We start from the raw sequence: 24,691 nt of genomic DNA, 5'->3' as shown, positions 1-24,691 counted from the left end.
GAAGGAGCAGGAGCCATGTCCATGGACGCCGATATCGCGCCGGGCGCGACGCCGCTGCCGGAGAGCGGTTGGGAGCTGCGCCTCGGACGGGGGAGCGGGGACCGCCCCGCGCTGGAGGTGCACACCGGCGACGGCCTGATCGACGTCGCCGTCGCGGGCGGCCCCGGAGCCGTGCTCGTCCGCGGCGCCGTACGCGGGCGGGGGTTCTCGGTGGCGTGGGGGCAGCTCCCGCCCGGCGGCGAGGTCCTCGTGGAGTTCCGCGCGGGCGGCACGTCGCGCAGGGCCACCGCCGTGACCGTCGCGGGCGCCTTCTGGGCGGCCGAGGCACCGGGCCGGTTCCGCGAGGTCGTCGTGACGACGGCCGTCGACCGCGAGTCGTACCGCCTGCGCCGGTTCCGTGAGCGCCGTGCCGGCCGGCGGGCGGCAGCGGCGTGATCCCGGGTCGGCGGTCGGCCGTGAGGGGTGCCGTCCGTGCCGGTTCGGTGAGTGGCCGGGCCGGCCGGCGGGTGGCTGCGGCCTGATCCCGGGCCGGTTGTCAGGGACGGCGGCGGTCGACCGTGAGGCGTACCGCGGGTGGCAGCGGCGGTCGGCCGTGAGGGGTGCCATCTGTGGCGGGGTGGCGGGCGGGTGACAGCGGTCTGACCCCTGGGCCGGTTGTCAGAAAACGCTCAGTCGGCCGCACTAGGCTTCCGCCGTGCCCTCGCTCCTCAGGCGTTTCCCCCTGCCCCATCCTCTTCATCATCGCGCTGTGCGCCGTCTCGTCGGTGTACGCCTACGGGCTCGCGCCGTCTGATCAGCGATCTTTCGTCGCCTCGACGGCGACCAACCTCGTGAACCTGCGGACCGACCCGCTCGGCACGCTCATCGCCTCGGCCTTCGTGTCCGAGGCCACGCCGTGGATCTGGATCGGCTTCGCGATCGTCGGGCTGTTCCCGCTGGTCCACCGCTTCGGCAACCTGCGGGCCCTGCTTCTCGTCGCGGCCGCGCAGGTCATCGGCACAGTGATCAGCGAAGGCCTGCTGGCCTGGCAGATCTCGACCGGCGCGGCACCGGGGTCGCTGCGCTTCCTCGACGACGTCGGTCCCTCCTACGTCATCGCCTCCGCCCTGATCGCCACGATCCTGTACGGCCCCGAGCCCGCGGTGCGCACGGCCCGGCACGGACACTGGCTGTTCGACCGTGTCGCGAGCCGCTGGTGGCGCCTGGGGGCCTTCGCGGGCCTGGCGCTACTGGCCCCCCACCTGTTCGGCGGACTGAACCACCTGGACGTCGCCGCCGTCGGCCACCTGGTCGCCCTGATCACCGGCGCCGCGGTCGGGTTCCTCCTCGCCCGCCTCGAGCCCGGCCCGGGCGCGCGATCGCTCCGATCGGAGGCCTCCGCGGCGGAGTGACGCCGTCGCGACGCCGAGCCGCGGAAAGCGAAGCCTGCGTTACGCCACCAGGCCGAACACGACGAGGATGAGCGCGAAATACCAGCTGAGAATCATCAGGTGCGCCTTGCGGGTACCCCGCACACGGTCTGACAGGAAGCCGACCAGCGGCTTGACGCCGATCGCGGTGGTGCTGACGATCACCATGACCAGCGCGGCCTTCCCGGCGGACAGCCCGAGTGACTCAGAGAGACCGCACCCCCCACCACGGTGAGCACACCGAACAGGTAGTAGACACCGTTCCTGTCCCGCTTCGCCATCAACGCCGGGATGGAGGCATTGGCGATCACGCCGCCGAGCGCGGTCGCGGTGATGTACAGGTCGAACGGAACGGAAGTCGGCTGGCTGTTCCGCGCGTTCTCCGAGCACAGCTAGTGCCGCGTCAGGCAACGTTCGCCCTGTTTGATGGGTGAGGGAGTATGGCGGGCATGAGTGAGCTTGCTGTGTCGTCGGTAGCGGGATCCTGGCGGCGGATTGATGCTTGGCTTGCGACGCATGCGCCGGCGATGCTTTCCCTGCTCAATCCTCCCGTGGTTCCAGATGAGCTGGAGTCGGCTCAGCGAGTGCTCGGTGTTCAGTTTCCGGCTCATTTGAGCGAATCACTGAGCTGTCACAACGGAGTGGGCGAGTGGACGAGCCTGCTGCCAGAGCAGTCGCCACTCGGGGCAGCGGCTATTGCGGAGCACTGGAAGATGTGCATGGGGATCGCGTCGGACAATGACGGCCTGGTGACACGTCCTTGGGATGAAGAGCCCTGGTGGCATCCCCTGTGGGTGCCCTGGGCCGAGAGCGCTGACGGAAACGCGCACGTGATCGACCTGCGCCCGGGAAGTGGGTCCGGGCAGCTGGGCTGGGCCGGTCACGCCGATGGTGGTGATTTCTCCGACGCGTGGCCGAGCCTAGCTGCATACCTGCACGAAGTTTCCCGGGCGCTGTATGAGGGCGGGGGTGTCCGCGACATGTATCCCTATCTGACCTCGGACGGGCAGCTGTGGTGGGAGCTTGGCAAGGGTCCCCATTTGCTGAACGGAGATGCACTCCAAGAGGCGCCGGTGGGACTGGGCTGAGGGTGCGCTCTGTGGGAGAGCGGTTCCGGCGGGCGGGCGACAGCCGTTCAGGCGACGTTGGATCGGGCGACGATCTCGTGTAGACGTTCGTCATGGGCGTGGCGGTTTCGCCAGATGATGTAGCGGCGGATCATGCTGCCCTGCTCCTTGTGGCCGGCGTGGTCGGCCCCGTCGAGGGTGAAGTAGCGCAGGGCGGTGAACTGGGCTTCGATGCGGTTCAGCCAGGACGAATTGGTTGGGGTGAAGGCGATCTCGACATTGTTGGTCTCGGCCCAGTCCGCTACCCGGCGGCACTGCTTCGTGGTCAGGTGCGGTGAGTAGTTGTCACACACGATCGCGATGCGCTTGCTGGCCGGATGCAAGGAGCGCAGGTAGCGGCAGAATTCCAGGAACTTCGAGCGGTCCTTGGTCTTCTTGATGTGGCCGTAGAGCTGGTCCTTTCCCAGGTCGTAGGCGGCGAACAGGTGCCGGACGCCGTGGGGGCGGGTGTAGGTCGCCCCCGCCGGGGGCGGGGTTCGCGGTCGGGGTCTTTGCCCTTGCCGCCGTGTTCGGCCCACTGGCGTCCGGGGTGGGGCTGGAGGTTGAGCGGGCAGAACTCGTCCAGACAGAAGACGACCTCGGGTTCGCCGCCTTCGGGTATGACCTCGCCGTCGGCGATGGCGTAGAGGTGTTCCAGCCGGGCCTTTTTGGTGGCGTAATCGGGGTCACGGGAGGTCTTCCAGGTCTTTATGACCCCACTTATGAGTTCACCGGCTGAGAAGGACTACGGGGAGATGCACCGTCAATGTGGGTTTCCCGCCGTAGCGGAGCCGGCAAGCCACTCCGTGCCCTCGACGTAAAGACGTTCGACGGCGGCACCGGTCAGTCCCGGTAGTCCGAGCTTGACGGTGAAGCCGGCCTTCGTCTGCGCGAGGCCGAGATGGCGGTAGCCGACCGGGAACCGCGCCAGCAGCTCCGGATCGAGTTCCAGCCGCGATGCCGGATCGACGACGTCGAGCCGGTCTTTCTCATAGATCGGCTGGCGCCGGACGATCGTCCACTCCCCGTCATGACGGGCACAGAAGTCGTAGAAGCGGCCCGTGCACACCACGTCCACCTCGACGCCGTCGATCACCGACCGCTGGTTGATGGTCATCTTCGTCTGCGCCACCGCCCGGTCCCCAGCGATGTCAGCGGTGTGTCCGCCCAGGAAGTGCAGGATCGACACCCCTCGCTCGAACCCCTCCCGGCTCGCCGCGATGAACTCGGCCGCCGGGCCCTGGAACCAGGTCGCGGTCATCCACCCGTCGACCGGATGCCACACCGTGGCGAATCGCTCCCAGTCTCCCGCGTCGCGCCACACCGCCCAGTTCTCGACGAGCTCGCGGATCGCGAGCCGGTCTTCCGCGTGCGTAGGCATGTATTCCTCCCGCTTGTCGTCCCCGGTCCGGACATCATCGTGGGCCGGCACCGCGGCACAGGCCCAGGAACGGCCACCACTCAGTGGCAGCCCGGAAGCGAAAAATCGGCCGACGTCGTCGTCTCGGCGGCCGCACGAAAGACCGTCACTCTGGACCAGGCTCTCAGCCGACGCGGCGGGAAACTCCGAGCGCCGCGGTCCGCACCGCCGGGGCAAGCCGCCTCAAGGCGGCGCGGGAATGGGTCACGATGCCGAGCGCGCCGCGAACCTCACCGGAGGCATCAAGAATCGGCGCGGCCACGGACACCGCGCCGAGCGTCATCTCCTGATAGGAATACCCGACGCCTTGCTCGCGCACGATCTCCAAGGCCGCGGCGAGACGTCCAGGCTGGATGATCGTGTGACGCGTGAGCGCGACCAGCCCGTCGTCGACGACCTCTTTGAGCACAGCCGGTGCGGAGAAGGCGAGCAGCACCTTGCCGACCCCGGTCGCGTGCAGTGGCAGCCGCCCGCCGACCTGGGTGGCGGTGGGGACCGCACGCTGACTGGAGATCTTCTCGATGCACAACGCTTCGCGCCGGTCGAGCACCGCGAGCTGCACGTTCTCCTGGGTCGCCGCACACAGGTCCTGCATGAACGGCAGCGCCGCCTCACTCAGCACGCGCTGCTGCGGCGCCAGCGAACCGACCTGCCACAACCGGATGCCGACCCGGTACCGCCGGTCCGGCGTCCGTTCGAGGCCGCCCCATTCGACGAGCTCGCCGATCACCCGCCGAGCCGTGGACAACGGCAGCCCCGACAGTCTCGCGATCTCGGTGAGCGTCAGCGCCGGGCGATCGAGGTCGAAACAGCCGAGCACCGCCAAGAGCCTGCTGGACACACTTTGTCCCGGCAAAGCGCCGTTGCCTGCCACTACGGCCACCCCCAGCGGCCAGGATCGCCTGCCACTGAACGGCAGAGTACTGCTACCGCCTCTTCTCGACGCGCTGTCGGCCATCGCCGAGATCAACGCCGCGGACGCCGAGGGGCCGCTCTAAGCTGCCGGGGTGACCCTGTTCCTCCGGCGGTTCCCGGTGCCGGTCGTCTTCATCGCGGTCCTGTGCGCCGTCTCCGTGGTGTACACCTACGCGCTGAGGCCGGCCGGGCAGCGGTCGCTGGTGGCCGCGACCGCGACCAACCTCGTGAACCTCCGGTCGGATCCCATCGGCGCGCTCGTCGCGTCGGCGTTCGTCTCCGAGAGTGAGCCGTGGGTGTGGCCGGCGTTCGCGGCCGTCGGGCTGTTCCCCCTGGTCCACCGCTTCGGCAACCTGCGTGCGCTGCTGCTCGTCGGGACGGCGCACGTCATCGCCACGCTGGTCAGCGAGGGGCTGCTGGCGTGGCGCATCTCGACCGGCGCCGTACCGGGGTCGCTGCGCTTCCTCGACGACGTCGGCCCGTCGTACGTGGTCACGTCCGCGCTGCTCGGCACGCTGCTGTACGGTTCCGCGTCCGCCGCCCGGGGATGGCGGGTGTTCGCCGGGAGCGGCTGGTGGCGGCTCGGCGCGGCGGCGGCCCTGGGCGTGCTCGCGCCGTACATCTTCGCCGGGCTGGGCCGGCTCGACGTCGCGGCGGTCGGCCACGTCGTCGCGATGGTCATCGGAGCGGTGGCCGGGCTTCTCCTGCGCCCGGCGGCGCCCGCCGGTTGAAGCGCTGCGGGAACGGGGCTCGGGGCCGCGCGCTCGCTACGGACGGGACGGGCTCTCGTCGTCGATGGCCGCCAGGCGCGCGGTGAGGTCGTCGGCGAACCGGCCGAGCAGACGGCCGAAGTCCTGGCGGTCCCGCGCGGGCCAGCCGGCGAGGACGTCGGTGAACCAGCCGAGAATGGTCCGCAGGTAGCGCTCGGCCGCCGCCGTGCCCTCGGGGGTCAGCTCGATCAGACGTGCCCGCTGGTCGTCCGGGTCGGTGGCCCGGCGTGCCAGGCCCCGCCGTTCCAGCTCGTTCATCTGCCGGGTGACGTGGGGGCCGACGACCTGCATGCGTTCGGCGATCTCGCCGACCCGCAGCGGCCGGTCGGACATCTTCAGCGTGACCAGCACCGACATCGCCGGCCTGTCCAGGCCGAGGCCGACCCGCTCCATGGCGCGCTCGACCAGGCCACTGCGGTTCATCACGTTGCCGAGCTGGGTCAGGCGCGGGAACACGGCCATGAGGTCGAAGTCGGGACCGTCCTTGTCGCCGGCGGGCTGAGTGTCGTCCATCACATCCTCATTTAAATACCTAAGTTAGGTATATAGTTGCGTCAGGTGTCGCGGCGGCCGACGGTTCGCCGCGCCGCCAATAAGGATACCTAAGGTAGCTATATTGTCGTTCCCTCCTCAGGGGACGGCGGGACAGGAGCACGCAATGAGCCGTTCACCGCGAGGCACGGTCCTCATCTCCGGTGCAAGCATCGCAGGCCCCGCGCTCGCCTTCTGGCTCGACCGGTACGGTTTCCAGGTCACGGTCGTGGAGAAGGCCGGAGCGCTGCGCGGCGGTGGCTATCCCATCGACATCCGCGGCACCGCCCTGGAGGTCGTCCGGCGCATGGGGCTGCTGCCGCGCCTCCGAGCCGCCCACATCGACACCCACAAGATCAGCTTCCTCGACGCCGACGGCGGCCTGATCGCCTCCCTCCGGCCCGAGGTCCTCATTGGTGGGGATGAAGGCCGCGACCTGGAGGTTCGCCGCGGGGATCTCGCGGAGGTGCTCTACGACGCCGTCCGCGACGACGTGGAGTTCCTCTTCAACGACTCGATCGCCACGCTCGACGACCGCGAGGGCGGCGTGGACGTGACGTTCCGCGGCGGGGCCCGGCGCACCTTCGACCTCGTCGTCGGCGCCGACGGCCTGCACTCGAACACCAGAGGGCTCGTCTTCGGGCCCGAGGAGCGGTTCCATCGCTACCTCGGCTACTGCTTCGCCGGGTTCACCATGCGCAACGACTTCGACCTCTCCCACGAGGGCGTCCTGTGGAGCGTCCCGGGCAGGTCCGCGGCTCTCTACGCGGTCGGCGACGGCGACGAACTGCATGGCTTCTTGAACTTCACCCGTCCCGACCCGCCCTTCGACGCCTTCCGGAAACCCGATGCGCAGCGCGAGCTGGTCGCCTCGGTCTTCGCGGGCGACGGCTGGCTTGTCCCGCGCATGACCGCAGCCATGCGCGCCGCCGACGACCTGTTCTTCGACGTCGTCAGCCAGATCCACATGCCCCGATGGTCCGCCGGCCGGGTCGCGCTCGTCGGCGACGCCGCGTACGCGCCCTCGTTCATGACCGGGCAGGGATCGAGCATCGCGCTGGTCGGCGCGTACATGCTCGCCGGCGAGCTCGCCACCAGGCCCGGCCACGCGGAGGCGTTCGCCGCGTACGAGGACGGCGCACGCGAGTTCGTGGAGGTCAACCAGGCGCTCGTCACGAAGGGGAACGCCACGCTCTTCCCCAGCACCGCCGAGGCCATCGAACGGCGCAACGAGGCCCTGCGCGGGCTCACCTCCCTGCCCGTCGGCGACGACCGCGCCGAATACTCGGCGCTCACCCTCCCCGCCTACGCCGCGGCCACCTGACGCGGTCGGCGTCAGGGTCACCGATCAGTGGCCTCCACGGCAGGTACGGCGGGTCGGCCCTCATGTACGTTCTTCGCGTGGATCACCAGATTCCCGACTCGTGCCAGGCCGTCGCATGGCGCCCCGGCGTGACGGGAACGCCCTCTCTCGTCCCCCCGCCCCCGGCCGGTCTCGCCCCTCGATGACGGTCACGCGCACACGGGTCGCGGTCGTGGGCGCCGGTCCGGCCGGGCTCACGGTGGCCAACCTCCTGCGCGCCGCCGGGATCGACTGTGTGCTCATCGAGGAGCGGAGCCGCGCCTTCATCGAGCGCCGGCCTCGGGCCGGGTTCATCGAGGAGTGGGCGGTGCGCGCCCTCGAACGCCACGGCCTCGCCGACCGGCTGCTCCAGCGGGCACAGACGCAGGACGCCTTCGAGTTCCGCGTCGACGGGGTGCGCCACATCGTGCGGTACGGCGAGCTGTCCGGCCAGCGCCATTTCGTCTACCCGCAGCAGAACCTCGTCACGGACCTGGTCGCGCACTACGCCGACCAGGGCGGCGACGCCCGGTTCGAGGTGCGGAACGTCGGCCTGCACGACCTGGAGACCGAACGGCCCGCGGTCACGTACGAGGACGAGGACGGCCGGCCGTACCGGATCGACTGCGACTTCGTGGCCGGCTGCGACGGCGCCCGCGGGGTCTCGCGCGGTCACCTCGCCGCGGCGGGGCGGCTCTTCGCCTCCCACGACTACGGCATCGGCTGGCTCGCCCTGCTGGCCGAGACACCGCCGTCCGGGCCCGGGGTCATCTTCGGCATCCACCCGCGCGGGTTCGCCGCGCACATGGCGCGCAGCGCGCAGGTCACGCGGTTCTACCTCCAGTGCCCGCCCGGCGACCGGGAGGAGAACTGGCCCGAAGACCGCGTGCACGAAGAGCTGCGGAGCCGGCTGACCATCCCGGACGGGGAGATCCGCCTCGGCCCGCTGATCGAGCGGCGCGTGCTGGACATGCGCAACTACGTCGTGGAGCCCATGTCGTACGGCCGCCTCCACCTGGCGGGGGAGTCGGCCCACCTCGTCGCGCCCATCGCGGCCAAGGGCATGAACCTCGCCCTGCACGACGCACTGCTGCTCGCCACCGCCATCGTCGCGTACTACGACGGCGACGACACGAAACTGGCCGGCTACTCGGACGCCTGCCTGCGCCGGGTGTGGCAGTACCAGGAGTTCTCCCAGTGGCTGTCGGAGATCTTCCACGGTCATGCCGCGGGCTCACCGGCCTCTCTGTTCCACACCCGCCTGGCGCAGGCGCGCCTGCGCCGGCTGCTGAAGTCGAGAACGGCCGCGACGGCGTTCGCGGACCTGTACGTCGGCAAGCACGCCGACTTCTGAGACCACGGCGTCTCGCGCGATCCCGCACGCCCGGAAAACCGGTTGCCGGGGTGGAGCCGGGTCGCGAGCCTGAGGCGGATGAACCCGGACGGACACGCCCGGCCCCCGGCGATCGACACCGCGCTGGTCCGGCGGCTGGTACGCGCGCAGTTCCCCCAGTGGGCCGGCCTGCCTGTACGCCCGGTCGCCCGCGACGGCTGGGACAACCGCACCTTCCACCTCGGCGACACGATGGCCGTACGGCTGCCCAGCGCCGCGGGGTACGCCGCGCAGGTCGACAAGGAGCACACCTGGCTGCCGAGGCTGGCGCCGCACCTGCCGTTGCCGATCCCGGTTCCGCTCGCGAAGGGCGTGCCCGCCGAGGGATACCCGTTTCCCTGGTCCGTCCGTGCGTGGATCGACGGTGAGACCGCGAGCGCCGAACGCATCGGCGACCCGGTCGTCTTCGCCACCGACCTCGCCGCGTTCCTCACCGCCCTGCGGCGGGTCGACCCCACGGGCGGGCCGGCCGCCGGCCGGCACAACTTCTTCCGCGGCGGGCCGCCGGACACCTACGACGCGGAGACCCGCGAGGCGATCGACGCGTTGAAGGACCGGATACCGGCCGACACGGCGACGGAGATCTGGGAGACGGCACTCCGTGCGCGCTGGCAGGGGAGCCCGGTCTGGTTCCACGGCGACGTGGCCACCGGCAACCTGCTGGTCGAGGACGGCAGACTGACCGCGGTCATCGACTTCGGCACCTCGGGCGTCGGCGACCCGGCCTGCGACGTTGCGATCGCATGGAAACTGCCGACCGCCGAGAGCCGGCGGGCGTTCCGCGAGGCACTGGCCGTCGACCCGGCCATGTGGGCACGGGGCCGCGGCTGGGCCCTGTGGAAAGCCTTGATCACACTGAGCGGCGAGCCGACGAGCGAACGGAGTGGACGGCGAGGGACGAGTCGTCCGCGGAGTGAGGGAGGAGGGGAGCGCGACCATTCAATGCTGAGAGGGGAGCGCGACCATGAGCGGGCCGGGGACGATGGCGCCGCTCGGCTCGCCGCCGAACGGCGGACGCTCCAGGCGATCCTCAGCGAGTACGCGCGGCCGGACTGAGCGGGTCCGTGGCGCGGAGGCCGGCGAGCAGGATCTCGGCGGCGAGCCGCCAGTCGGTTCCGGCGGTGATGGCGGCGCCCAGGCCGACCATCATGCCGTTGTAGGTCTCGGCGCTGACCTCGGGACGCAGCACGCCGGCGTCGTGTGCGCGGCGGATGAGCACGGAGAGCCGGTCGCGGAACTCCGCCTCGGCCTCGGGGGTGGTCTCCTTGGCCGGCAGATCGGGAAAGACCTCCCGCAGGCCCGCGTCGCGGCTCATGGCCTCGGCGCTGCGGTGGACGTACTCGGTGATCGCCACCCAGGGGTCGGCCGTGGCGAGGGCCTGTTCGAGGTTGGCGGCGCGCTCGGCCGTCCACTCGGCGCGCATGGCGCCGATGAGCGCCCGCCTCGTGGGGAAGTTGCGGTAGAGCGTGCCCACGCCCACCCCCGCGCGCCTGGCGATCGGCTCCATCTGCGCGGCGGCGCCCTCTTCGGCGAACACCTGGCGAGCGGCCTTGAGGATCCGCTCGCGGTTGCGCCGGGCGTCCGCACGCATCGGGCGCTCTTCTTCGGCCTTCACGCCGTCCGAGTGTAGTGCGGCCGGAACCGGAGATCCGGGTCCGATTGACGCGCTGAGGCGGTGCCGTCTACGGTGCCGATAGCGGAATCGGAAATCCGATTCCAGTTAGTCAGGAGACAGGATGGACTCTTCGACCGAGCGCGCGGAACGCGAGGTGCGGCTCGCCGTGGCCCGGCTGATGTCGGCCGCCGACCGCCTCGACCTGGAGGAATTCGTGGCCATGTTCCATGCCGACGCCGACTTCCACAATCCGATCGGCATGGTGTCACGCGGACGCGACGAGATCCGCTCGCTGCACGAGAAGCTGTACTCCCCGACGCCTCCGCCGGGTTTCCCGACCTTCACCGACGCCGCGTCGACGGGTGGTGTCCAGGCCGTGCGCGTCCTCCGCCCGGACGTCGCGATCGTCGACTGGCACTGGACGCAGACGGGGGCACGCGCCGACGAGAAGGAGTGGCCGCCACGCGAGGGCACCAACACGACGGTGTGGGCCCGCGACGAGGCCGGCGAATGGCGAGTGGCCGCCTGGCGCGACAAGGACTTCCCACCCGGCTTCGACCGCCCGCCCGGCCACTGACTTCTGGACCGTTCACGGAAGCGCGGTGACATACAGCCAGGCGCCGTCGTGAAGGACGAAGCGGCTGTTCTCCTCCAGGTGGCCGGGGCGCTTGCGCCTGACGTAGTGGGCGCGGAAGTGCACGGTGCCCTCGGTGTCGAGGAGACCGCCGCCGGTGGTCCGCAGGACCTCCAGCCGCTGCCACCGCAGGGCCGGGTCGAAGTCGATCCGCGGCGGCCGCGTCGACGGGTGCCAGGTCTTCAGGAGATAGGCCTCGTCCTCGACGCTGAAGGCGGCGAACCGCGAGCGCATGAGGCGTTCGGCGGTCGGCGCCCTCGCGTCGCCGCGGTGGAACCGCCCGCAGCAGTCGTCGTACGGCGCGGGCAGCCCGCACACGCAGTTCGCGTTCGAAGAATCCGATCCGGGCACGCCCTCATTGTGCCGCGACGGACGGGGTGGGCTCCCCGGCGTACTCCCAGACGGGGAAGGCGACCTCCACGACGAGGCCGCCGTCCGGCCGGGCGCGGGCGGTGACGGTGGCGTCGTGGGCGGTCGCGATGGCGCGGACGATCGACAGGCCGAGGCCGTGGTGGCCGTCGCCCCGCGCGGTGCGGTCGCCGAGGCGCTGGAACGGTTCGAAGAGCCGGTCGACCTGCTCGGACGGGATGACCGGCCCGGTGTTGGCCACGGAGACGACGGCGCGTCCCGCGCGGGTCGCCGTGGTGACCTCCACCCACCCGTCCGGACGGTTGTAGTGCGTGGCGTTGTCGACCAGGTTGGTCACCAGGCGTTCGACGAGGGTCGGGTCGCCCGAGGCGAGCGCCGGCGCGGTGCCGGCCCGGACGCGCGGCCGGCCGGCCTCCGGGCGCGAGGTGAGCACCACGTGGTCGGCGACGGTCGCCAGGTCCAGGGGCCGGCGCCGGTCGAGGCCGCGTTCGCTGCGGGTGAGGGTGAGGAGCGACTCCAGCAGGCGTTCCTGCTGCTCGCTGTTGGCCAGCAGCCGTTCGAAGGTCGCCCGAAACGACGAGAGCGTCGCCGAGCGGTCGGTGAGAGTCTCTTCGAGCAGCGCGTGTTCGAGCGTCAGCGGCGTGCGCAGCTCGTGGGCCGCGTTGGCGACGAAGCGCTTGTGCGCGTCGAGAGCGGTCTCGAGCCGGCCGAGGAGGCCGTCCACGGTGTCGGCCAGGTCCTTCAGCTCGTCGCGGGGACCGCCGACGGCCAGCCGCTCGTGGACGTTGCGCGCCGAGATCTGCTGGATGGCGGTGGTCATGGTCTGCAGCGGGCGCAGGACCCGCCCGGCGACCAGCCAGCCGAGGGCGATCGAGATCACCAGGGTGATCGCCAGAGCGATGCCGGACTGGACCAGCAGCTCGTGCAGTTCGGCGGCGTGCTGGCGAGCCGCCTGCGTACGGGCCTGTGCCAGGACGCCGGGGGGAGGAGCCGAGAGCGAGCCGAGATCGGAGGTCGGCGGGCCGTCCAGATGTTTGATCAAGACGAACCGGCCCGTCGAGTGGCTGACGAGCAGGTAGGTGATCGCGAGCAGCACCACGCCGGACACCGCGAACAGGGCGCCGTACAGCAGGGTGAGGCGCAGCCGGACCGTACGGGGCGGCAGCCGCCGCATGAGGAGCAGAGGGCGCATGGGCGTCAGATCCGGTAGCCGGCTTGGGGAACGGTCTCGATCACGGGCGGGGCGCCGAGCTTCGCCCGCAGGCGGTTGATCGTCGCCTTGACGGTCGTGGTGAACGGGTCGGCCGCCTCGTCCCACACGCGTTCGAGCAGTTCCTCGGCGGAGACGGCGCGGCCGTCGGCGGCGAGGAGGTACTCCAGCACCGCGAGCTCTTTCGGGCTGAGCGGCAGGCGCATCCCGGCGCGGGTGGCGACGCGCTGCGCCGGGTCCAGCCGCAGGTCGCCGCGCGTCAGGACCGGGGGTGAGGCGGTCGGCGAGCGCCGGGCGACCGCGCGGATCCGCGCGATCAGCTCGGCGTACGCGAACGGCTTGGGCAGGTAGTCGTCCGCCCCCATGCTGAGGCCGTCGACCCGATCCTCGAGCGTGCCGGACGCCGTCAGCATCAGCACGCGGGTGGCCTGGGCCACGAGGGCGCGGCAGACGTCGTCGCCGTGGACGCTGGGCAGGTCCCGGTCGAGCACGACGACGTCGTAGCCGGTCACCGCCGTACGCTCCAGCGCGTCCTCGCCGTCGTGGGCGAGGTCGACGGCCATCCCCTCGCGGCGCAGGACCCTCGCCACCGACTCGGCGAGTTCGACGTGATCCTCGACCACCAGCACTCTCATCGCCAGGCTTCCCCGAACGACCGTTTCATGGTGTCGAGAATGCCCGATATCCGGTCACAGTCGGGTCACAGGTCCGCGCACCGTCGTGTGACCGCCTCATCCGTACAACGGTCCCCGACGCACGACACCGATGCGAGGGAGCAGGACATGAACGGACGGATGAGGAGCGCGGCCCTGCTGGCCGTGGCGGCGGCGGCCTTCGGGGCCGCGGGCTGCGGCGGGTCGGGCGGCTCGTCGAGCGCGACGAGTTCCGCCGCCGCGGCGGGCGGCGGGAAGGCGACGAACTCCACCAAGGCGGTGCAATACGCGCAGTGCATGAGGAGCCACGGGGTGCCGAGCTTCCCCGACCCGGTCAACGGGCGGTCCACGGTCATCATGAAGAAGGGCACCGACATGGACCCCGGCAGCCCGGCGTTCAAGGCGGCGCAGGAGGCGTGCAAGGCGTACGCGCCGAGCGGGGCGTCCGGAGCGGGTGACCCGAAGCAGCAGGCGCAGATGCTGAAGTACGTCACCTGCATGCGCCAGAACGGGGTGCCGAACTTCCCCGACCCACAGGACGGACGCATCGTCTTCAAGGGCGGCCCGAAGTCGGGCGTCGACCCCAACTCGCCGCAGTTCAAGGCCGCGACGCAGAAGTGCCAGAAGCTGCTGCCCGCCGGCGGTCCCGGGTCCGGTGGCCAGTGACCATGAGTGTTCCCGAATCGGAGGCCGAGGCGCCCGACGTGCCCGAGGCGCCCCACGCGTCCGCCGCGCCCGACGCGTCCGGCAGGGCGAAGCGGCGCCGGTTCCGGCGGGCGAGACTGCCGGTCGGCGCGGTCGTGGTGCTGGCCGCGGCGGGTGGTGCGATCGTCGCCGTGCACCCGTTCGGCGGCGGGGACGAGAAACCGCCGCCGGCCGGAGCCGGCGGCTCCCTGGTCGCCGTACGGCAGGGCCCGCTGTCGGCTCAGGTCAGCCAGAGCGGCACGCTGTCGTACGCCGCGCGGGACGACGGCACCCCGTACTCCGTGGTCAACCACGTCCAGGGCATCTACACCTGGGTGCCGAGCGCGGGCGATGAGGTCAAGTGCGGCCGGATCCTCTACTGGGTGGGGGACACCCCGGTCGTGCTCCTGTGCGGCACGAGGCCCGCGTACCGGAACCTGTCCGTCGGCGACAGCGGCCGGGACGTACGGGAGCTCAACGCCAACCTGGTCAAGCTCGGGTACGCCAAGAAGTCGCAGCTCGACCCCGACTCCCGGTACTTCGGCTCGGCCACGGCGGACGCGCTCCAGAAGCTGCAGGACGACGTCGGCGCCGACGAGACCGGGGAACTGCGCCTCGGCGACGCGGTGTTCCTGCCCGGCCCGCTGCGGATCACCAAGGCGCGGGCCACGCTCGGCGGCCGGGCGGCGCCCGGTGCGCCGGTCGCGGAGGCGACGTCGTCCGACCGGCAGGTGACCGTGGATCTGGACGCCTCCCAGCAGTCCGACGTCAAGGTCGGCGACAAGGCGCAGATCACCCTGCCGGACAACACCGTCACCACGGGGAAGGTGACCCGCATCGGCACGGTCGCGAAGTCGTCCTCCTCCGACGACCAGAGCTCCTCGGACACCACGCTCCCGGTCTACATCACGCTCGCGCATCCCAAGGTCGCGGGCGACCTGGACCAGGCGCCGGTCCAGGTGCAGATCACCACCGAAGGCGTGAAACAGGCGCTGATCGTCCCGGTCACCGCGCTGATCGGGCAGGCCGGAGGCGGCTACGCGGTCGAGCGGGTCGACGCCCGCGGCGTGCATCAGACGGTGCCCGTCACGCTCGGCCTGTTCGACAACGCCGAAGGGCTGGTGCAGGTGTCGGGGAGCCTGGCGGCGGGCGACCGAGTGGTGGTGCCCTCCACATGAGCGCCGAGTCCACGCGTGACGACGCCGTTCCGGTGCTGGAGCTGGAGGCGGTCACCAAGACCTACGGTGAGCAGCCGCCGGTGGCCGCGCTGCGCGGAGTCGACCTCACCGTGCGGGAGGGCGAGCTGGTGGCGATCGTCGGGCCGTCCGGGTCGGGCAAGACGACACTCCTGCACGTCATGGGCACGCTCGACCGGCCCACCGGCGGCACGGTGCGGATCGACGGCGTCGACGTCGCGGGCCTGGACGACCGCCGGCTGGCGGCGCTGCGGGCCCGCAGCATCGGGTTCGTCTTCCAGCAGTTCTTCCTGGACGAGCACAGCTCGGCGCTGGACAACGTCGCGAACGGGCTGCTTTACGCGGGCGTGCCCGTCCGTGAGCGGCGCGAACGGGCCGCCGAGGCGCTCGCCCGGGTCGGGCTGGCCCACCGCGCGACGTTTCGTCCGGGAAAGATGTCCGGCGGCCAGCGCCAGCGCGTGGCGATCGCCCGCGCGCTGGTCGGTCGCCCGGCGATCGTGCTCGCGGACGAGCCGACCGGCAACCTCGACAGCACGACCGGAGCCTCGATCCTCGAACTCCTGCACGAGCTGAACGCCGAGGGCGCGACGATCGTCATCATCACGCACGACGGCGGCCTGGCCGCCCGGCTGCCGCGCCAGGTGCACGTGCTCGACGGGCGGATCGTCTCCGACAGCGCCGCCGACCGCGTGCCGGTGCCGGCGGAAGCGGGGGAAGGATCGTGAGGGCCGTGACCACGCTGGTCCCGGCCCGGCTGGGCCTCGGCGACCAGGCACGTGTGGCGAGCACCGGGCTGCGCGCCCGGCCCCTTCGGGCGGCGCTGTCCGCGCTCGGCATCGCCATCGGCGTGGCGGCGATCGTCGCGGTCCTGGGGCTGTCCGCCTCGTCCCAGGCGGGGCTGCTGTCGGAGATCGACCGGCTCGGCACCAACCTGCTGACCGCGAACAACGGCCAGTCCTTCACCGGTCAGACGGCGCGGCTCCCGATCGAGGCGCCGTCGAGGATCGCGCACCTGCCGGCGGTCGAGCAGGTGGCCCACGTGGGCACCGTCGAGGACGCCAAGGTGTACCGCAGCCCGCTCATCCCGCCGATCACCACCAACGCGCTGAAGGTCCGCGCGGCCAGTCTGAACCTGCCGTCCGTGCTCGCCGCCACGGTCGCCCAGGGCCGCTGGCTGAACTCCGCGACCGCCACCCAGCCGGTCGCGGTGCTCGGCGCGGTCGCCGCGCAGCGGATGGGCATCGACCGGGTCTACCCGGGCGAGCGGATCTGGCTCGGCGGCCAGTGGTTCTACGTCGGCGGCATCCTGAACCCGGCGGTGCTCACGCCCGACATCGACACCAGCGTCCTGGTCGGGTACCCGGCCGCCCAGCGCTACCTCGGCTACGCGAGCATCTCCCGCGGCAAGCTGACGGTCGGACCGCCCAGCACGGTCTACGTACGGGCCCAGACCGACCATGTCGCCGACGTGCAGGCGGTGCTCGGGCAGACCGCGAACCCCGAGGCGCCGAACGAGGTCGACGTCAGCCAGCCGTCCGACGCGCTGACCGCCCGCGCCGCGGCGAGCGGGGCGTTCAACAGCCTGTTCCTGGGCCTCGGTGCCGTCGCGCTGGTCGTCGGCGCGGTCGGGGTGGCGAACATCATGATCATCTCGGTGCTGGAACGCCGTTCGGAGATCGGGCTCCGCCGCGCCCTCGGGGCGACGCGGGGGCAGATCCGCGGCCAGTTCCTGTCGGAGGCGATCATGCTCGCGCTGCTCGGCGGTGCCGCCGGCGTCGCGTCCGGCGCGGCGGCGACCGCCGTCTACGCGAGCACCAAGCAGTGGGCCGTCGTCATCCCCGCCGAGGCGTGGGCGGGCGGAATCGGGTCGGCCATCGCGATCGGCGCGCTCGCGGGCCTGCTGCCGGCCCTCCGCGCCGCCCGGCTGTCGCCGACCGATGCCCTGCGGACGGTCTGACCGGCGACGGCGCCAGGGCCTGTCTCGAAGCCCCGCGGTCCTGCCATGGGCAGGGGCTTCGAGACAGGTCCGCGCGCAACGCTCCTATAACCGGTCCCGCCATCAACGGAATCGCCTGCGGCGATGCCGAAAAAGACCGCTGGCGGTTCGCCTTAAGTTCACTTTATGGATGATTCTCTACAGCATGGTTCATGCTTCGCGAGATCTCCAAGCTCGGTTTAGCCGCACTCCGGCTACTATGCCAGGCTTGGCGGCATTCGGGGAACTCCGACTACCTCCCGCCCGTCTGGAACTGCCGACCGCTGCAGCGAAGGTTCCCCGACCGCTCCTCTGCTTTCAAGACCATCGCGCTGCTGATCCTGCTTTATTCGGTCTGGCTATCCATTGTCAAAGGCACGCTGTGGCCGCTCTTTCCGCCGGCGCTTTACTACTTCGTTCGCGGCGCTCGCATCCTCGCCTGGCGCCTCTTCCCCGACGAAGCCGCCCAGGATGTGCACGACCCGAAGCTGACGCGCATCAATCCCGCGCTCCCGGCCCTGCTGACCAGCGTTTTGACCTGGGAGTGCGCCGTCCTCAGCGAAATACCCTTTGGAGGACCATCGACGATCGTGGACCTGCTGTTCTTCGGCGGCCCGGTCATAGTGAGCGCCATCGCGTGGTGGGAGATCCACGAGCTCCGCAGGCCAGGAACCGAGCGGCACCGCGGGGAGGTCCACGTGGCACGTAACGGGGAAACAGTTGTGAGCGGCCGATATCGGCTGGTGGAGGTGCTGGGCGAGTGCGCAATGGGTGCTGTGTGGCGCGCTCACGACACGCGAATGCGCCAGGATGTGGTGCTCAAGCAGCTCAAGCCCCCGCTAGGCCTGGAGGCTGCACTACGTCAAGATCTGATGGCACGAATGGAGCGGGAGTCGCAGGCGGTCGGGATGCTCCAGCACCCTGGCATCGTCACCGTCTATGACCAGTTTCGCGACAAGGACGGCCTGCTCTGGATCGCGATGGAACTGCTGCGGGGGCGCTCTTTGGCCGACGTCATCACCAACGAGGGCCGACTGGACGAGGCGCGGGTCGCCCGGATCGGTGCGCAGATAGCCGCAGCGCTGGCGGCCGCACACCAGGCGCGAATCGTGCACCGCGACATCAATCCCTTCAACATCCTGCTGCAAGACCAGCGGGTGGTGGTCACCGACTTCGGGATCCCCGCCGTCGCCGGGGACATCACCCTCACCGCCGGCGGCGCCCTGCTGGGCATCCACGCCTACACGGCCCCCGAACAGGTCAACGACCACCAGCCCACCGCCGCCTGCGACATCTGGTCCCTCGGCGCCACCCTGTACACCGCCATCGAAGGCCGTCCCGCCTTCATCGGCACCACGAACGCGGCACTGCTGCGCGCCGTCTCCCAGGGAAACCCCGCCCCTATGCGACACGCCCAGCGCCTGGTCCCGGTCCTGGCCGATCTGATGCGTTTCGACGCCCGCCGACGCCCCACCGCCCAAGCCGCCGCCACCGCCCTCACCGCCCTGTGAGCGCATCTTCTTCAGAACGGCTGATGGGACGGATCAAAGATCAAGCTGAACGGACGTCTGCGGCGCCTCGGGGCGGCGGCGCCGGACGGGGGTGAACAGGCCGGCGCCGCCGATGCAGAGAAGCGCCGCGCCCGCCGCCAGCAGCGTGTCCCGTACGCCGATGCCCTTGGCCAGCGCGGTGAGCACCACGGCTCCGATCGGGGCGAGCACGTTGTGCATGGTCCAGAACGCCGCGGTGACGCGGCCCAGCAGATGGTCGGGCGTCACCTCCTGCCTCAGGCTCATCGAGCACAGGCCCGCCAGCGCCACGCCGAGCGAGTACGCCAGCACCATTCCGCCGACCACCACGACGTTCTCCACCACCCCCGCGACGGCCACGGCGACCCCGCACAGCCCGACCGACCCGAGCCAGCACGGGCCGAACCCCCACCACCTTCGCAGCGGCGACATCAAGGCCGCGCCCGCGATCGTGCCGACGCCCGCTGCGCCCATGACGTAGCCGACCACCCGGTCGTTCTGCCCGAGATCGTGCCGTACGTGGTAGATGAAGGTGTCGGTCATCCCGAGGCTCAGGAACAAGAACACCGTGAGCAGGATCGTCAGGGCCCGCAGTACCGGGGTCCGCCACAGGAACCCCGCCCCGGCCAGGAAACCCTCCCGCAGGCCGAACCTTCGGGCCGCCGGTTCTCCCGGCTCCTCGCGCGGGCGGAACCTGATCAGCGCCAGGCCCGCCGCTGAGACGGCGAAGCTCGCCGCATTGATCGAGAGCGCCGCCGTGACGCCGAACACGCCGGCGACCAGACCCGCCAGCATCGGCCCGAGCACATAGGCGGCCGAGTTCGTCGTCTGCAGCACACCGTTCGCCGCGCTGATCTGTCCCTTGCCCACCAGGTTGGGGATGGCCGCGACGTAGGCCACCTCGAAGATCATCTCGAAGACGGCCGCCGACCCCATCACCACGTACAGCAGCCACACCTGCGGGGCGGCCGCCCAGCACACTGGAATCAGCGCGTACAGCACGGCCCGCGCGACCTCGCACAGCACCATCAGCCGCCGCCGGTCGAGCCGATCCACCAACGTCCCGGCGAACAGCCCCGTGAGCACCGACGCCGCTCCCGCGATCGCGGTCAGCAGTCCCATCCGGGCCACCGACCCGGTCGCCTGCAGTACCAGCAGCGGCACGGCGACCAGCGCGAACGCGTTGCCCACCTCGGACAATGCCTGCACGAACCAGAACACCGCGAAGTTCCGGTCGGTTCGGAGCGGACGCGCGGCCACCGCGCTGCCAGCCGTCACCCAGCCTCCTCGCCGCGAGGTCGCCACCGCACGATCATGATCGTACGTTTTCTCCCAAGGCCGGCCGACGCCGACAAGGACGGGGCGGGCCCGAAGCCTGGCCTCAGGAGCCGTCCCGCGGACCGCGGATCAGCGGATCAGCGGATCACAACAGCGAACGCGAGATGTAGTGCATGCCTCCGTTCGCCTGCAGCGCGCCCGCCAGGCTCTTGGCGGAGACGGTGTGGGTGCCGCCCGTGGCCTTCCACGGGTCGAAGACGGTGACCGTACCCTTCGCCCTGTCGTATCCGTACACCACCATCGCGTGCCCGATCTTGGTCCCCTTCACCTTGTCCTTTGCTACTCCAGAGGGATCGAGCACAGAAGCTACGGATGTCTCCGATGTGCTGGAACGCAGTTCGGTTCCCTCTGGGCCCGCTCCGGCACTACAGCCCCACCCGGCCGTACGGGCAGCGCCCCTCGTTCCGCCGGTCCGGGGCGGCTCAGGAGCCGCTCGGGTCGGGGGATGGGGAGTCGGAGCCGTGGTCCGTCGGCGAGTCGCTCGGTGTCGGCGTGGGGTCCGGCGTCGGCGTGTGCGTCGGTGAGCCCGGCGGCGACTTCGGCGGTGTCGGGTGGGTCGGGTGCGTCGGTCTCGAGCCACCGCCCTTCGGCGGCGTGCCCGGCGTGCCCGGCTGGGACGGGCCGGCCGGGGCGGTGGTGCCGGGTGGCGTCGTGGTCGCGGGCGCGCCGGACGAGGACGTCGTCGGCTTGGGGGAGGCCGACGTGCCCGGCTTGGAGGTCGCCGCGTCCGGCGGGCCCGACCGCACCGGTACGGACGGCTGGGCGGAACGGCTCGCCGTCTGGCCTCGGTGGACCAGCAGGCTGGTCCCGTCCACGTTGGACGTTCCGCTTGAGTGCGGGCTCGGCCACAGGGCGAGCACGCCGGTCGCCGCGGCCACGCACGCCGCCAGGCCCGCGACCTCCAGGAGGTTGTCGTGCCGGCGGCGCAGGAACGGCTGCTTCTGCGACCGGTTCTTCGGCCGGTTCTTCGGCCGGGCGTGTGAGACGTGGGCGGCTCGCGACGCGGGCTCGGCGGACGCGGTCGCCTCCTGGACCTCGCGGACCGGCTCCTCGGGCGAGATCCGGGTGAACGGGCGCGTCGGCTCCTCGGCGTCGCGGAACAGGCCGTCCAGCGGGATCGGCATCCCGTCCGCGTCGAACAGCAGGGCCCCGTCCGCCGCGCGCTCGGCCGCCGCGCACGAGGACAGCACGCGCTCCCGCTGCCGCGGCGGAGGCTCGTACCCGCGGGTCACCACCCGGTGCAGGGCATCGCCGCTCAGCGACGCGAGCATGGCCGCGTCGTGCGCCTCCCGGCCGCCCACCGAGGCGGCGGCCTGCTCCAGCCGCCGCTGCGACACCCGTACGAGCATCTCCGCCGTGTCGCGGGCCACGCCGATGACCCGGGCGATCTCCTCCGCCCCCAGGACGGTGGACAGGGCCAGGACCTCGCGGTGTTCGGGACGGAGGAGGGTCAGGGCACGCCGCACCGGGTCCGCCGGCGAGGTCGACACCGGGCGGCGCACGAGGGCGCCGCGCCGTACGCACTCCGAGCGGGCCAGGGCGTGCAGCCACACGGGCAGCGCGCCGTCGTCGGAGGGCGCCTCACCCGGGTGCCGGGCGACCGCGATGAAGGTGTCCCGTACGGCGTCGGCGGCCTCGTCGCCCACCATGACGTGGCAGTAGGCGTAGAGCGGTCCGGCGTACTCGTCATAGAGCACGCCGAAGGCGTCCGGAGCACCCGTCCGTAGAGCCTCGGTAAGGGACACCGGTTCCTCCGTCCCGCCGCGTCACTGGGATGATCAACGCAATCCAGGCATAACACTAGAAATCTGGATACTAGCGGGACGGGTTGGTCAGGCGACAGCGTCCAGGGGGCGCAATTCGTCGGCGTAGCTGACCGAGACGCGACGCATCACTCCACCGTCGTCGATCGAGTACTGCCCCAGGCGCCACAGGGGCGGGGAGTAGGCGTGGATCGAGACGCTCTGGTCGGCCTGCCCGACGAGGCGGTGGATGTGCTCGGGTCCGAACGCGAAGGACTGGCCGTTCTCGACCGTGACCTCGACGTGGACGCCGCCGATGCGGGGGTTGCACTCTTTCAGGGCGCCGTCCACGACGGCGACCGCGCCGGAGGAGATGTCGTGGTCGTGCCAGCCGGTGTCGTTCTGCGGGGTCCAGCAGAGCAGCCAGACGTCGACGTACTCGTCGCGGTAGAGGGACACGTAGTGTCGCTGCCCGTCGGGGAAGTCCACGTGCTCGCGCCACGACTCCGGATCCTTGGCCAGGCCGTCCACGAGCTCACGTAGCTCGCGCTTGTCGAGGCACCGTGCGGGCAGTGACTCGAAGGACATCGGATCACTCCTCTCCCATCAGCAGTCGGCCCGGGTTGCTCACCCGGATTGCGTGCTCGGCGGCGTTCCCGAAGTCGGGACCGAAGCCGAGCGGTGGTGCGTACGGCCGATCGGAGCCGCACACGATCGTGTCGATGCCGAGCGCGCGGATCGTCGCGTCCACGGCGCGCGGACCGTACGAGGAGGTCTCGAGGAAGACGTCGCGGTCGACCTCGCCGCGACCGCCGCCGCGTGCGGCGAAGCGTTCGCCGTGCAGCGGGGCCAGCCCGGCGAGCAGCGCGAAGCACACCCGCAGCCGCGGGTGCCGCTCCCGGCCGAACGCCCGGAACGCGAACCACGCCGCGTGCATCTGCTGCACGTACGGCACCAGCGCCGGCCACCAGGACGGCCCGTCGGACGCGGGCGCGGGCCCGGGGTGCACGAACAGCGGCAGGCCGCGCGTCTCCAGCAGTGACAGCAGCGGCGCGCAGCGCTCGTACCCCGCCGCGTCGAGCAGCGCGTCGGCGGGCAGTTGCAGTCCCGCGAACCCGCGGTCGAGCCATCCGGCGAGAGGCGAGGGGTCGATCTCCGACACACAGGCCGCCGCCCAGGCCCCGAACGGCGCCGGCAGCGCGAGCGCGTCCTCGTGGTAGGCGTCGAGGAGTGGCGCGGCCTCGGCGGACGGCAGCCACTCCACACCGAGCGGCGACGACAGCGAGGTGAGGACGCGGTCGAAGCCGTCCGCGGCGGCCTGGGCCGCGCGGGCCGCCGGATCATGGTCGGCCGGGTCGACGTCGTACGACGGCTCGCCGTCGAGATGGAGCGTCCAGCCGTCGAGTCGCGGCGCCGTCGTACGCCGGCGCAGGGCGTCGGCGAACGCGGTGCCCCACAGGTGCTGGTGTACGTCGGTGGCCACGGGTCTCCCGTTTAGTGAACCGGTTTACTGAACCGTATCACTGTACCGCTTCAGTAAACCGATTCACCAGTTCAGGCGGCCAGAGTGTTCATGAACGTGTCACTGGCGAGATGCCGAGTTTCCGATTATTGATCCGGTTCAGTAGGGAATGACCCTCGTTCGTACTGTGAACGGAGGTGCTCATGACCCGTCTGACCTTGGACGACGTGTACGAACACGTCAGCGGTGTCTGTTTCAAGACCGGGCCACCGGGACAGGTGGGCGCGGAGACCGAGTGGTTCGTGGAGGACCGGCGCTCGCCGGGCACGGGGGTCACCATCGGCCGGCTCCGTACGGTGATGGAGGCCGCGGGCCCGCTTCCCGCGGGCAGCCGCGTCACCTACGAGCCGGGCGGTCAGCTCGAGCTCAGCTCCCTTCCGCGACGGGGGGTGGCGGCGGCACACGCCGCCCTGGCCGCGGACCTCGCCCACGTCGGGGACCACCTGGCCCGCGAAGGGCTGGAACTGGCGGGACGCGGCACCGATCCGCGCCGTCTCCGCGCGCCCTTCTTCCAGCTCGACGAGGGGCGTTACCGCTGCATGCGCGCCTACTTCGGGGAGCCGGGGCTCGCCATGATGTGCGCGACGGCCTCGCTCCAGGTCTGCCTGGACATCGGCGCGGACGAGAAGGACGCGGGGCGGCGCTGGCGGCTCGCGCACGCGCTGGGGCCCGTGCTCGTCGCGGCGTTCGCCAACTCGCCGGGGAACGGCACACGGTCGGCGCGGCAGGTCATCTGGGAGGGACTCGACCGTGGCCGTACGGCCCCGGTCGTGGGAGAGGACCCGGTGGAGGCGTGGGCGCGCTACGCCCTGGACGCACGGGTCATGCTGCTGCGGGACGGCTGGGTGCCCGACCCCGGGATGACGTTCCGCGAGTGGCTCATCGGCGGAGCCGGCAAGGGCAAGCCGGACCTGGCCGACTTCGCCTATCACCTCACCACGCTGTTCCCGCCGGTACGCCCGCAGGGCTGGCTGGAACTGCGGATGATCGACGCGCTGCCGGACCCGTACTGGCCCGTGCCGATCGCCCTGGTCACGGCCCTGCTCGACGACCCTCTGGCCGCGGAGATCGCCGCCGAGGCGACCGAGCCCGCCGCGGACCGCTGGCACGAGGCCGCGCGTGACGGCATCGGCGACCCCGTACTGGCGCGCGCCGCCCGCCGCTGTTTCGAGGCCGCGTGTGACGCGCTGCCCCGGCTCGGTGCCCCGGCGCTCGCCCCGCTCGTCGACGGATACGCGGAGCGCTACGTACGGCGCGGCCGCTGCCCGGCCGACGACGAGCCCCTCGAAGCAAAGCCCGGCGGTGCGACGGTGCCCGCCGGCAAGGAGGAATGAACCA

Annotated in this window: 29 protein-coding genes; 15 read left to right on the top strand and 14 right to left on the bottom strand. The window is 71.3% G+C overall.

Annotated elements, in window-relative coordinates; genetic code table 11:
• The first annotated feature begins 21 nt into the window (after positions 1 to 21).
• Positions 22 to 435, top strand: coding sequence for a hypothetical protein (locus ABEA10_RS23460; RefSeq protein ID WP_345467298.1), 414 nt, complete (start codon positions 22 to 24; stop codon positions 433 to 435).
• 164 nt (positions 436 to 599) lie between these two features.
• The gene (locus ABEA10_RS23455) at positions 600 to 1,391 is read left to right on the top strand and encodes a rhomboid-like protein (RefSeq protein ID WP_345467295.1); all 792 of its coding nucleotides are present in this window, start codon (positions 600 to 602) and stop codon (positions 1,389 to 1,391) included.
• A gap of 39 nt (positions 1,392 to 1,430) precedes the next feature.
• On the opposite strand, the gene ABEA10_RS23450 is transcribed toward ABEA10_RS23455, so the two are convergent.
• Complete coding sequence (locus ABEA10_RS23450; RefSeq protein WP_345467293.1) at positions 1,431 to 1,577, bottom strand: hypothetical protein; 147 nt, start codon at positions 1,575 to 1,577, stop codon at positions 1,431 to 1,433.
• A 281-nt stretch (positions 1,578 to 1,858) separates the two neighbouring features.
• Here ABEA10_RS23450 and ABEA10_RS23445 point away from each other — a divergent pair, with 281 nt between their 5' ends.
• Positions 1,859 to 2,497: an SMI1/KNR4 family protein gene (locus ABEA10_RS23445; RefSeq protein ID WP_345467291.1), complete on the top strand. Its 639-nt coding sequence runs from the start codon at positions 1,859 to 1,861 to the stop codon at positions 2,495 to 2,497.
• Positions 2,498 to 2,544: 47 nt separating this feature from the next.
• Here ABEA10_RS23445 and ABEA10_RS23440 read toward each other — a convergent pair whose 3' ends face one another.
• Positions 2,545 to 3,054 (bottom strand): transposase, encoded by a 510-nt coding sequence (locus ABEA10_RS23440; RefSeq protein ID WP_345467289.1) that lies wholly within the window; start codon positions 3,052 to 3,054, stop codon positions 2,545 to 2,547.
• Here ABEA10_RS23440 and ABEA10_RS23435 point away from each other — a divergent pair.
• A complete protein-coding gene (locus ABEA10_RS23435) occupies positions 3,042 to 3,254 on the top strand; it encodes a hypothetical protein (RefSeq protein WP_345467286.1) in 213 nt (70 codons plus the stop codon). The genes ABEA10_RS23440 and ABEA10_RS23435 overlap by 13 nt on opposite strands.
• A gap of 24 nt (positions 3,255 to 3,278) precedes the next feature.
• Here ABEA10_RS23435 and ABEA10_RS23430 read toward each other — a convergent pair whose 3' ends face one another.
• Positions 3,279 to 3,896, bottom strand: a complete 618-nt coding sequence (locus ABEA10_RS23430; protein ID WP_345467283.1) for a nuclear transport factor 2 family protein — start codon at positions 3,894 to 3,896, stop codon at positions 3,279 to 3,281.
• Between the two features lie 163 nt (positions 3,897 to 4,059).
• Positions 4,060 to 4,776: an IclR family transcriptional regulator gene (locus ABEA10_RS23425; protein WP_345467282.1), complete on the bottom strand. Its 717-nt coding sequence runs from the start codon at positions 4,774 to 4,776 to the stop codon at positions 4,060 to 4,062.
• 166 nt (positions 4,777 to 4,942) lie between these two features.
• Here ABEA10_RS23425 and ABEA10_RS23420 point away from each other — a divergent pair, with 166 nt between their 5' ends.
• Entirely contained in the window at positions 4,943 to 5,581 is a 639-nt protein-coding gene (locus ABEA10_RS23420; protein ID WP_345467280.1) for a rhomboid-like protein, read from the top strand.
• Between the two features lie 36 nt (positions 5,582 to 5,617).
• On the opposite strand, the gene ABEA10_RS23415 is transcribed toward ABEA10_RS23420, so the two are convergent.
• A complete protein-coding gene (locus tag ABEA10_RS23415; protein WP_329255870.1) occupies positions 5,618 to 6,133 on the bottom strand; it encodes a MarR family winged helix-turn-helix transcriptional regulator in 516 nt (171 codons plus the stop codon).
• Positions 6,134 to 6,278: 145 nt separating this feature from the next.
• Between ABEA10_RS23415 and ABEA10_RS23410 the strand changes: the two genes are divergently transcribed.
• The 3 genes from ABEA10_RS23410 to ABEA10_RS23400 all read left to right on the top strand — a co-directional run bounded on the left by ABEA10_RS23410 (position 6,279) and on the right by ABEA10_RS23400 (position 9,942).
• Positions 6,279 to 7,475: an FAD-dependent monooxygenase gene (locus ABEA10_RS23410; RefSeq protein WP_345467277.1), complete on the top strand. Its 1,197-nt coding sequence runs from the start codon at positions 6,279 to 6,281 to the stop codon at positions 7,473 to 7,475.
• A 181-nt stretch (positions 7,476 to 7,656) separates the two neighbouring features.
• On the top strand, positions 7,657 to 8,847 hold the full coding sequence (locus ABEA10_RS23405; protein WP_345467275.1) for a 4-hydroxybenzoate 3-monooxygenase: 1,191 nt from the start codon (positions 7,657 to 7,659) through the stop codon (positions 8,845 to 8,847).
• Positions 8,848 to 8,925: 78 nt separating this feature from the next.
• A complete protein-coding gene (locus tag ABEA10_RS23400) occupies positions 8,926 to 9,942 on the top strand; it encodes an aminoglycoside phosphotransferase family protein (RefSeq protein ID WP_345467273.1) in 1,017 nt (338 codons plus the stop codon).
• Here ABEA10_RS23400 and ABEA10_RS23395 read toward each other — a convergent pair.
• Positions 9,917 to 10,501: a TetR/AcrR family transcriptional regulator gene (locus ABEA10_RS23395; protein ID WP_345467271.1), complete on the bottom strand. Its 585-nt coding sequence runs from the start codon at positions 10,499 to 10,501 to the stop codon at positions 9,917 to 9,919. The genes ABEA10_RS23400 and ABEA10_RS23395 overlap by 26 nt on opposite strands.
• A gap of 121 nt (positions 10,502 to 10,622) precedes the next feature.
• Here ABEA10_RS23395 and ABEA10_RS23390 point away from each other — a divergent pair, with 121 nt between their 5' ends.
• Positions 10,623 to 11,078: a YybH family protein gene (locus ABEA10_RS23390; protein WP_345467269.1), complete on the top strand. Its 456-nt coding sequence runs from the start codon at positions 10,623 to 10,625 to the stop codon at positions 11,076 to 11,078.
• Positions 11,079 to 11,090: 12 nt separating this feature from the next.
• On the opposite strand, the gene ABEA10_RS23385 is transcribed toward ABEA10_RS23390, so the two are convergent.
• The 3 genes from ABEA10_RS23385 to ABEA10_RS23375 are packed head-to-tail and all read right to left on the bottom strand — an operon-like array spanning position 11,091 to position 13,349.
• Positions 11,091 to 11,486: a YchJ family protein gene (locus ABEA10_RS23385; protein WP_345467266.1), complete on the bottom strand. Its 396-nt coding sequence runs from the start codon at positions 11,484 to 11,486 to the stop codon at positions 11,091 to 11,093.
• 4 nt (positions 11,487 to 11,490) lie between these two features.
• Positions 11,491 to 12,696, bottom strand: coding sequence for a sensor histidine kinase (locus ABEA10_RS23380; protein WP_345467264.1), 1,206 nt, complete (start codon positions 12,694 to 12,696; stop codon positions 11,491 to 11,493).
• A gap of 5 nt (positions 12,697 to 12,701) precedes the next feature.
• Positions 12,702 to 13,349 carry a response regulator transcription factor gene (locus ABEA10_RS23375; RefSeq protein ID WP_345467262.1) on the bottom strand — a complete coding sequence of 216 codons (648 nt, stop codon included), beginning with the start codon at positions 13,347 to 13,349 and terminating at the stop codon, positions 12,702 to 12,704.
• A 147-nt stretch (positions 13,350 to 13,496) separates the two neighbouring features.
• On the opposite strand from ABEA10_RS23375, the gene ABEA10_RS23370 reads away from it, so the two are divergent.
• The 5 genes from ABEA10_RS23370 to ABEA10_RS23350 all read left to right on the top strand — a co-directional run bounded on the left by ABEA10_RS23370 (position 13,497) and on the right by ABEA10_RS23350 (position 18,733).
• Entirely contained in the window at positions 13,497 to 14,033 is a 537-nt protein-coding gene (locus tag ABEA10_RS23370) for a hypothetical protein (RefSeq protein ID WP_345467259.1), read from the top strand.
• A 2-nt stretch (positions 14,034 to 14,035) separates the two neighbouring features.
• On the top strand, positions 14,036 to 15,229 hold the full coding sequence (locus ABEA10_RS23365; protein WP_345467256.1) for a peptidoglycan-binding protein: 1,194 nt from the start codon (positions 14,036 to 14,038) through the stop codon (positions 15,227 to 15,229).
• A complete protein-coding gene (locus tag ABEA10_RS23360; RefSeq protein ID WP_329255892.1) occupies positions 15,226 to 15,972 on the top strand; it encodes an ABC transporter ATP-binding protein in 747 nt (248 codons plus the stop codon). The genes ABEA10_RS23365 and ABEA10_RS23360 overlap by 4 nt, the downstream gene beginning before the upstream one ends.
• Before the next feature lie 5 nt (positions 15,973 to 15,977).
• The gene (locus tag ABEA10_RS23355) at positions 15,978 to 17,204 is read left to right on the top strand and encodes an ABC transporter permease (protein WP_345467253.1); all 1,227 of its coding nucleotides are present in this window, start codon (positions 15,978 to 15,980) and stop codon (positions 17,202 to 17,204) included.
• 191 nt (positions 17,205 to 17,395) lie between these two features.
• On the top strand, positions 17,396 to 18,733 hold the full coding sequence (locus tag ABEA10_RS23350; RefSeq protein ID WP_345467250.1) for a serine/threonine-protein kinase: 1,338 nt from the start codon (positions 17,396 to 17,398) through the stop codon (positions 18,731 to 18,733).
• A 33-nt stretch (positions 18,734 to 18,766) separates the two neighbouring features.
• On the opposite strand, the gene ABEA10_RS23345 is transcribed toward ABEA10_RS23350, so the two are convergent.
• The 5 genes from ABEA10_RS23345 to ABEA10_RS23325 all read right to left on the bottom strand — a co-directional run bounded on the left by ABEA10_RS23345 (position 18,767) and on the right by ABEA10_RS23325 (position 23,314).
• The gene (locus ABEA10_RS23345; protein ID WP_345467247.1) at positions 18,767 to 20,029 is read right to left on the bottom strand and encodes an MFS transporter; all 1,263 of its coding nucleotides are present in this window, start codon (positions 20,027 to 20,029) and stop codon (positions 18,767 to 18,769) included.
• A 145-nt stretch (positions 20,030 to 20,174) separates the two neighbouring features.
• The gene (locus ABEA10_RS23340) at positions 20,175 to 20,357 is read right to left on the bottom strand and encodes a papain-like cysteine protease family protein (protein WP_345467245.1); all 183 of its coding nucleotides are present in this window, start codon (positions 20,355 to 20,357) and stop codon (positions 20,175 to 20,177) included.
• Positions 20,358 to 20,511: 154 nt separating this feature from the next.
• On the bottom strand, positions 20,512 to 21,834 hold the full coding sequence (locus ABEA10_RS23335; RefSeq protein ID WP_345467243.1) for an RNA polymerase sigma factor: 1,323 nt from the start codon (positions 21,832 to 21,834) through the stop codon (positions 20,512 to 20,514).
• Positions 21,835 to 21,921: 87 nt separating this feature from the next.
• On the bottom strand, positions 21,922 to 22,419 hold the full coding sequence (locus ABEA10_RS23330; RefSeq protein WP_345467241.1) for a cysteine dioxygenase: 498 nt from the start codon (positions 22,417 to 22,419) through the stop codon (positions 21,922 to 21,924).
• Between the two features lie 4 nt (positions 22,420 to 22,423).
• Positions 22,424 to 23,314: an amidohydrolase family protein gene (locus ABEA10_RS23325; protein WP_345467239.1), complete on the bottom strand. Its 891-nt coding sequence runs from the start codon at positions 23,312 to 23,314 to the stop codon at positions 22,424 to 22,426.
• A 182-nt stretch (positions 23,315 to 23,496) separates the two neighbouring features.
• Between ABEA10_RS23325 and egtA the strand changes: the two genes are divergently transcribed.
• The gene (gene egtA / locus ABEA10_RS23320; protein ID WP_345467237.1) at positions 23,497 to 24,687 is read left to right on the top strand and encodes an ergothioneine biosynthesis glutamate--cysteine ligase EgtA; all 1,191 of its coding nucleotides are present in this window, start codon (positions 23,497 to 23,499) and stop codon (positions 24,685 to 24,687) included.
• Positions 24,688 to 24,691 lie beyond the last annotated feature (4 nt).

Source organism: Actinoallomurus oryzae (assembly GCF_039541955.1).
Lineage (GTDB): Bacteria > Actinomycetota > Actinomycetes > Streptosporangiales > Streptosporangiaceae > Actinoallomurus > Actinoallomurus oryzae.
This window is presented reverse-complemented; position numbering and strand designations above follow the sequence as displayed.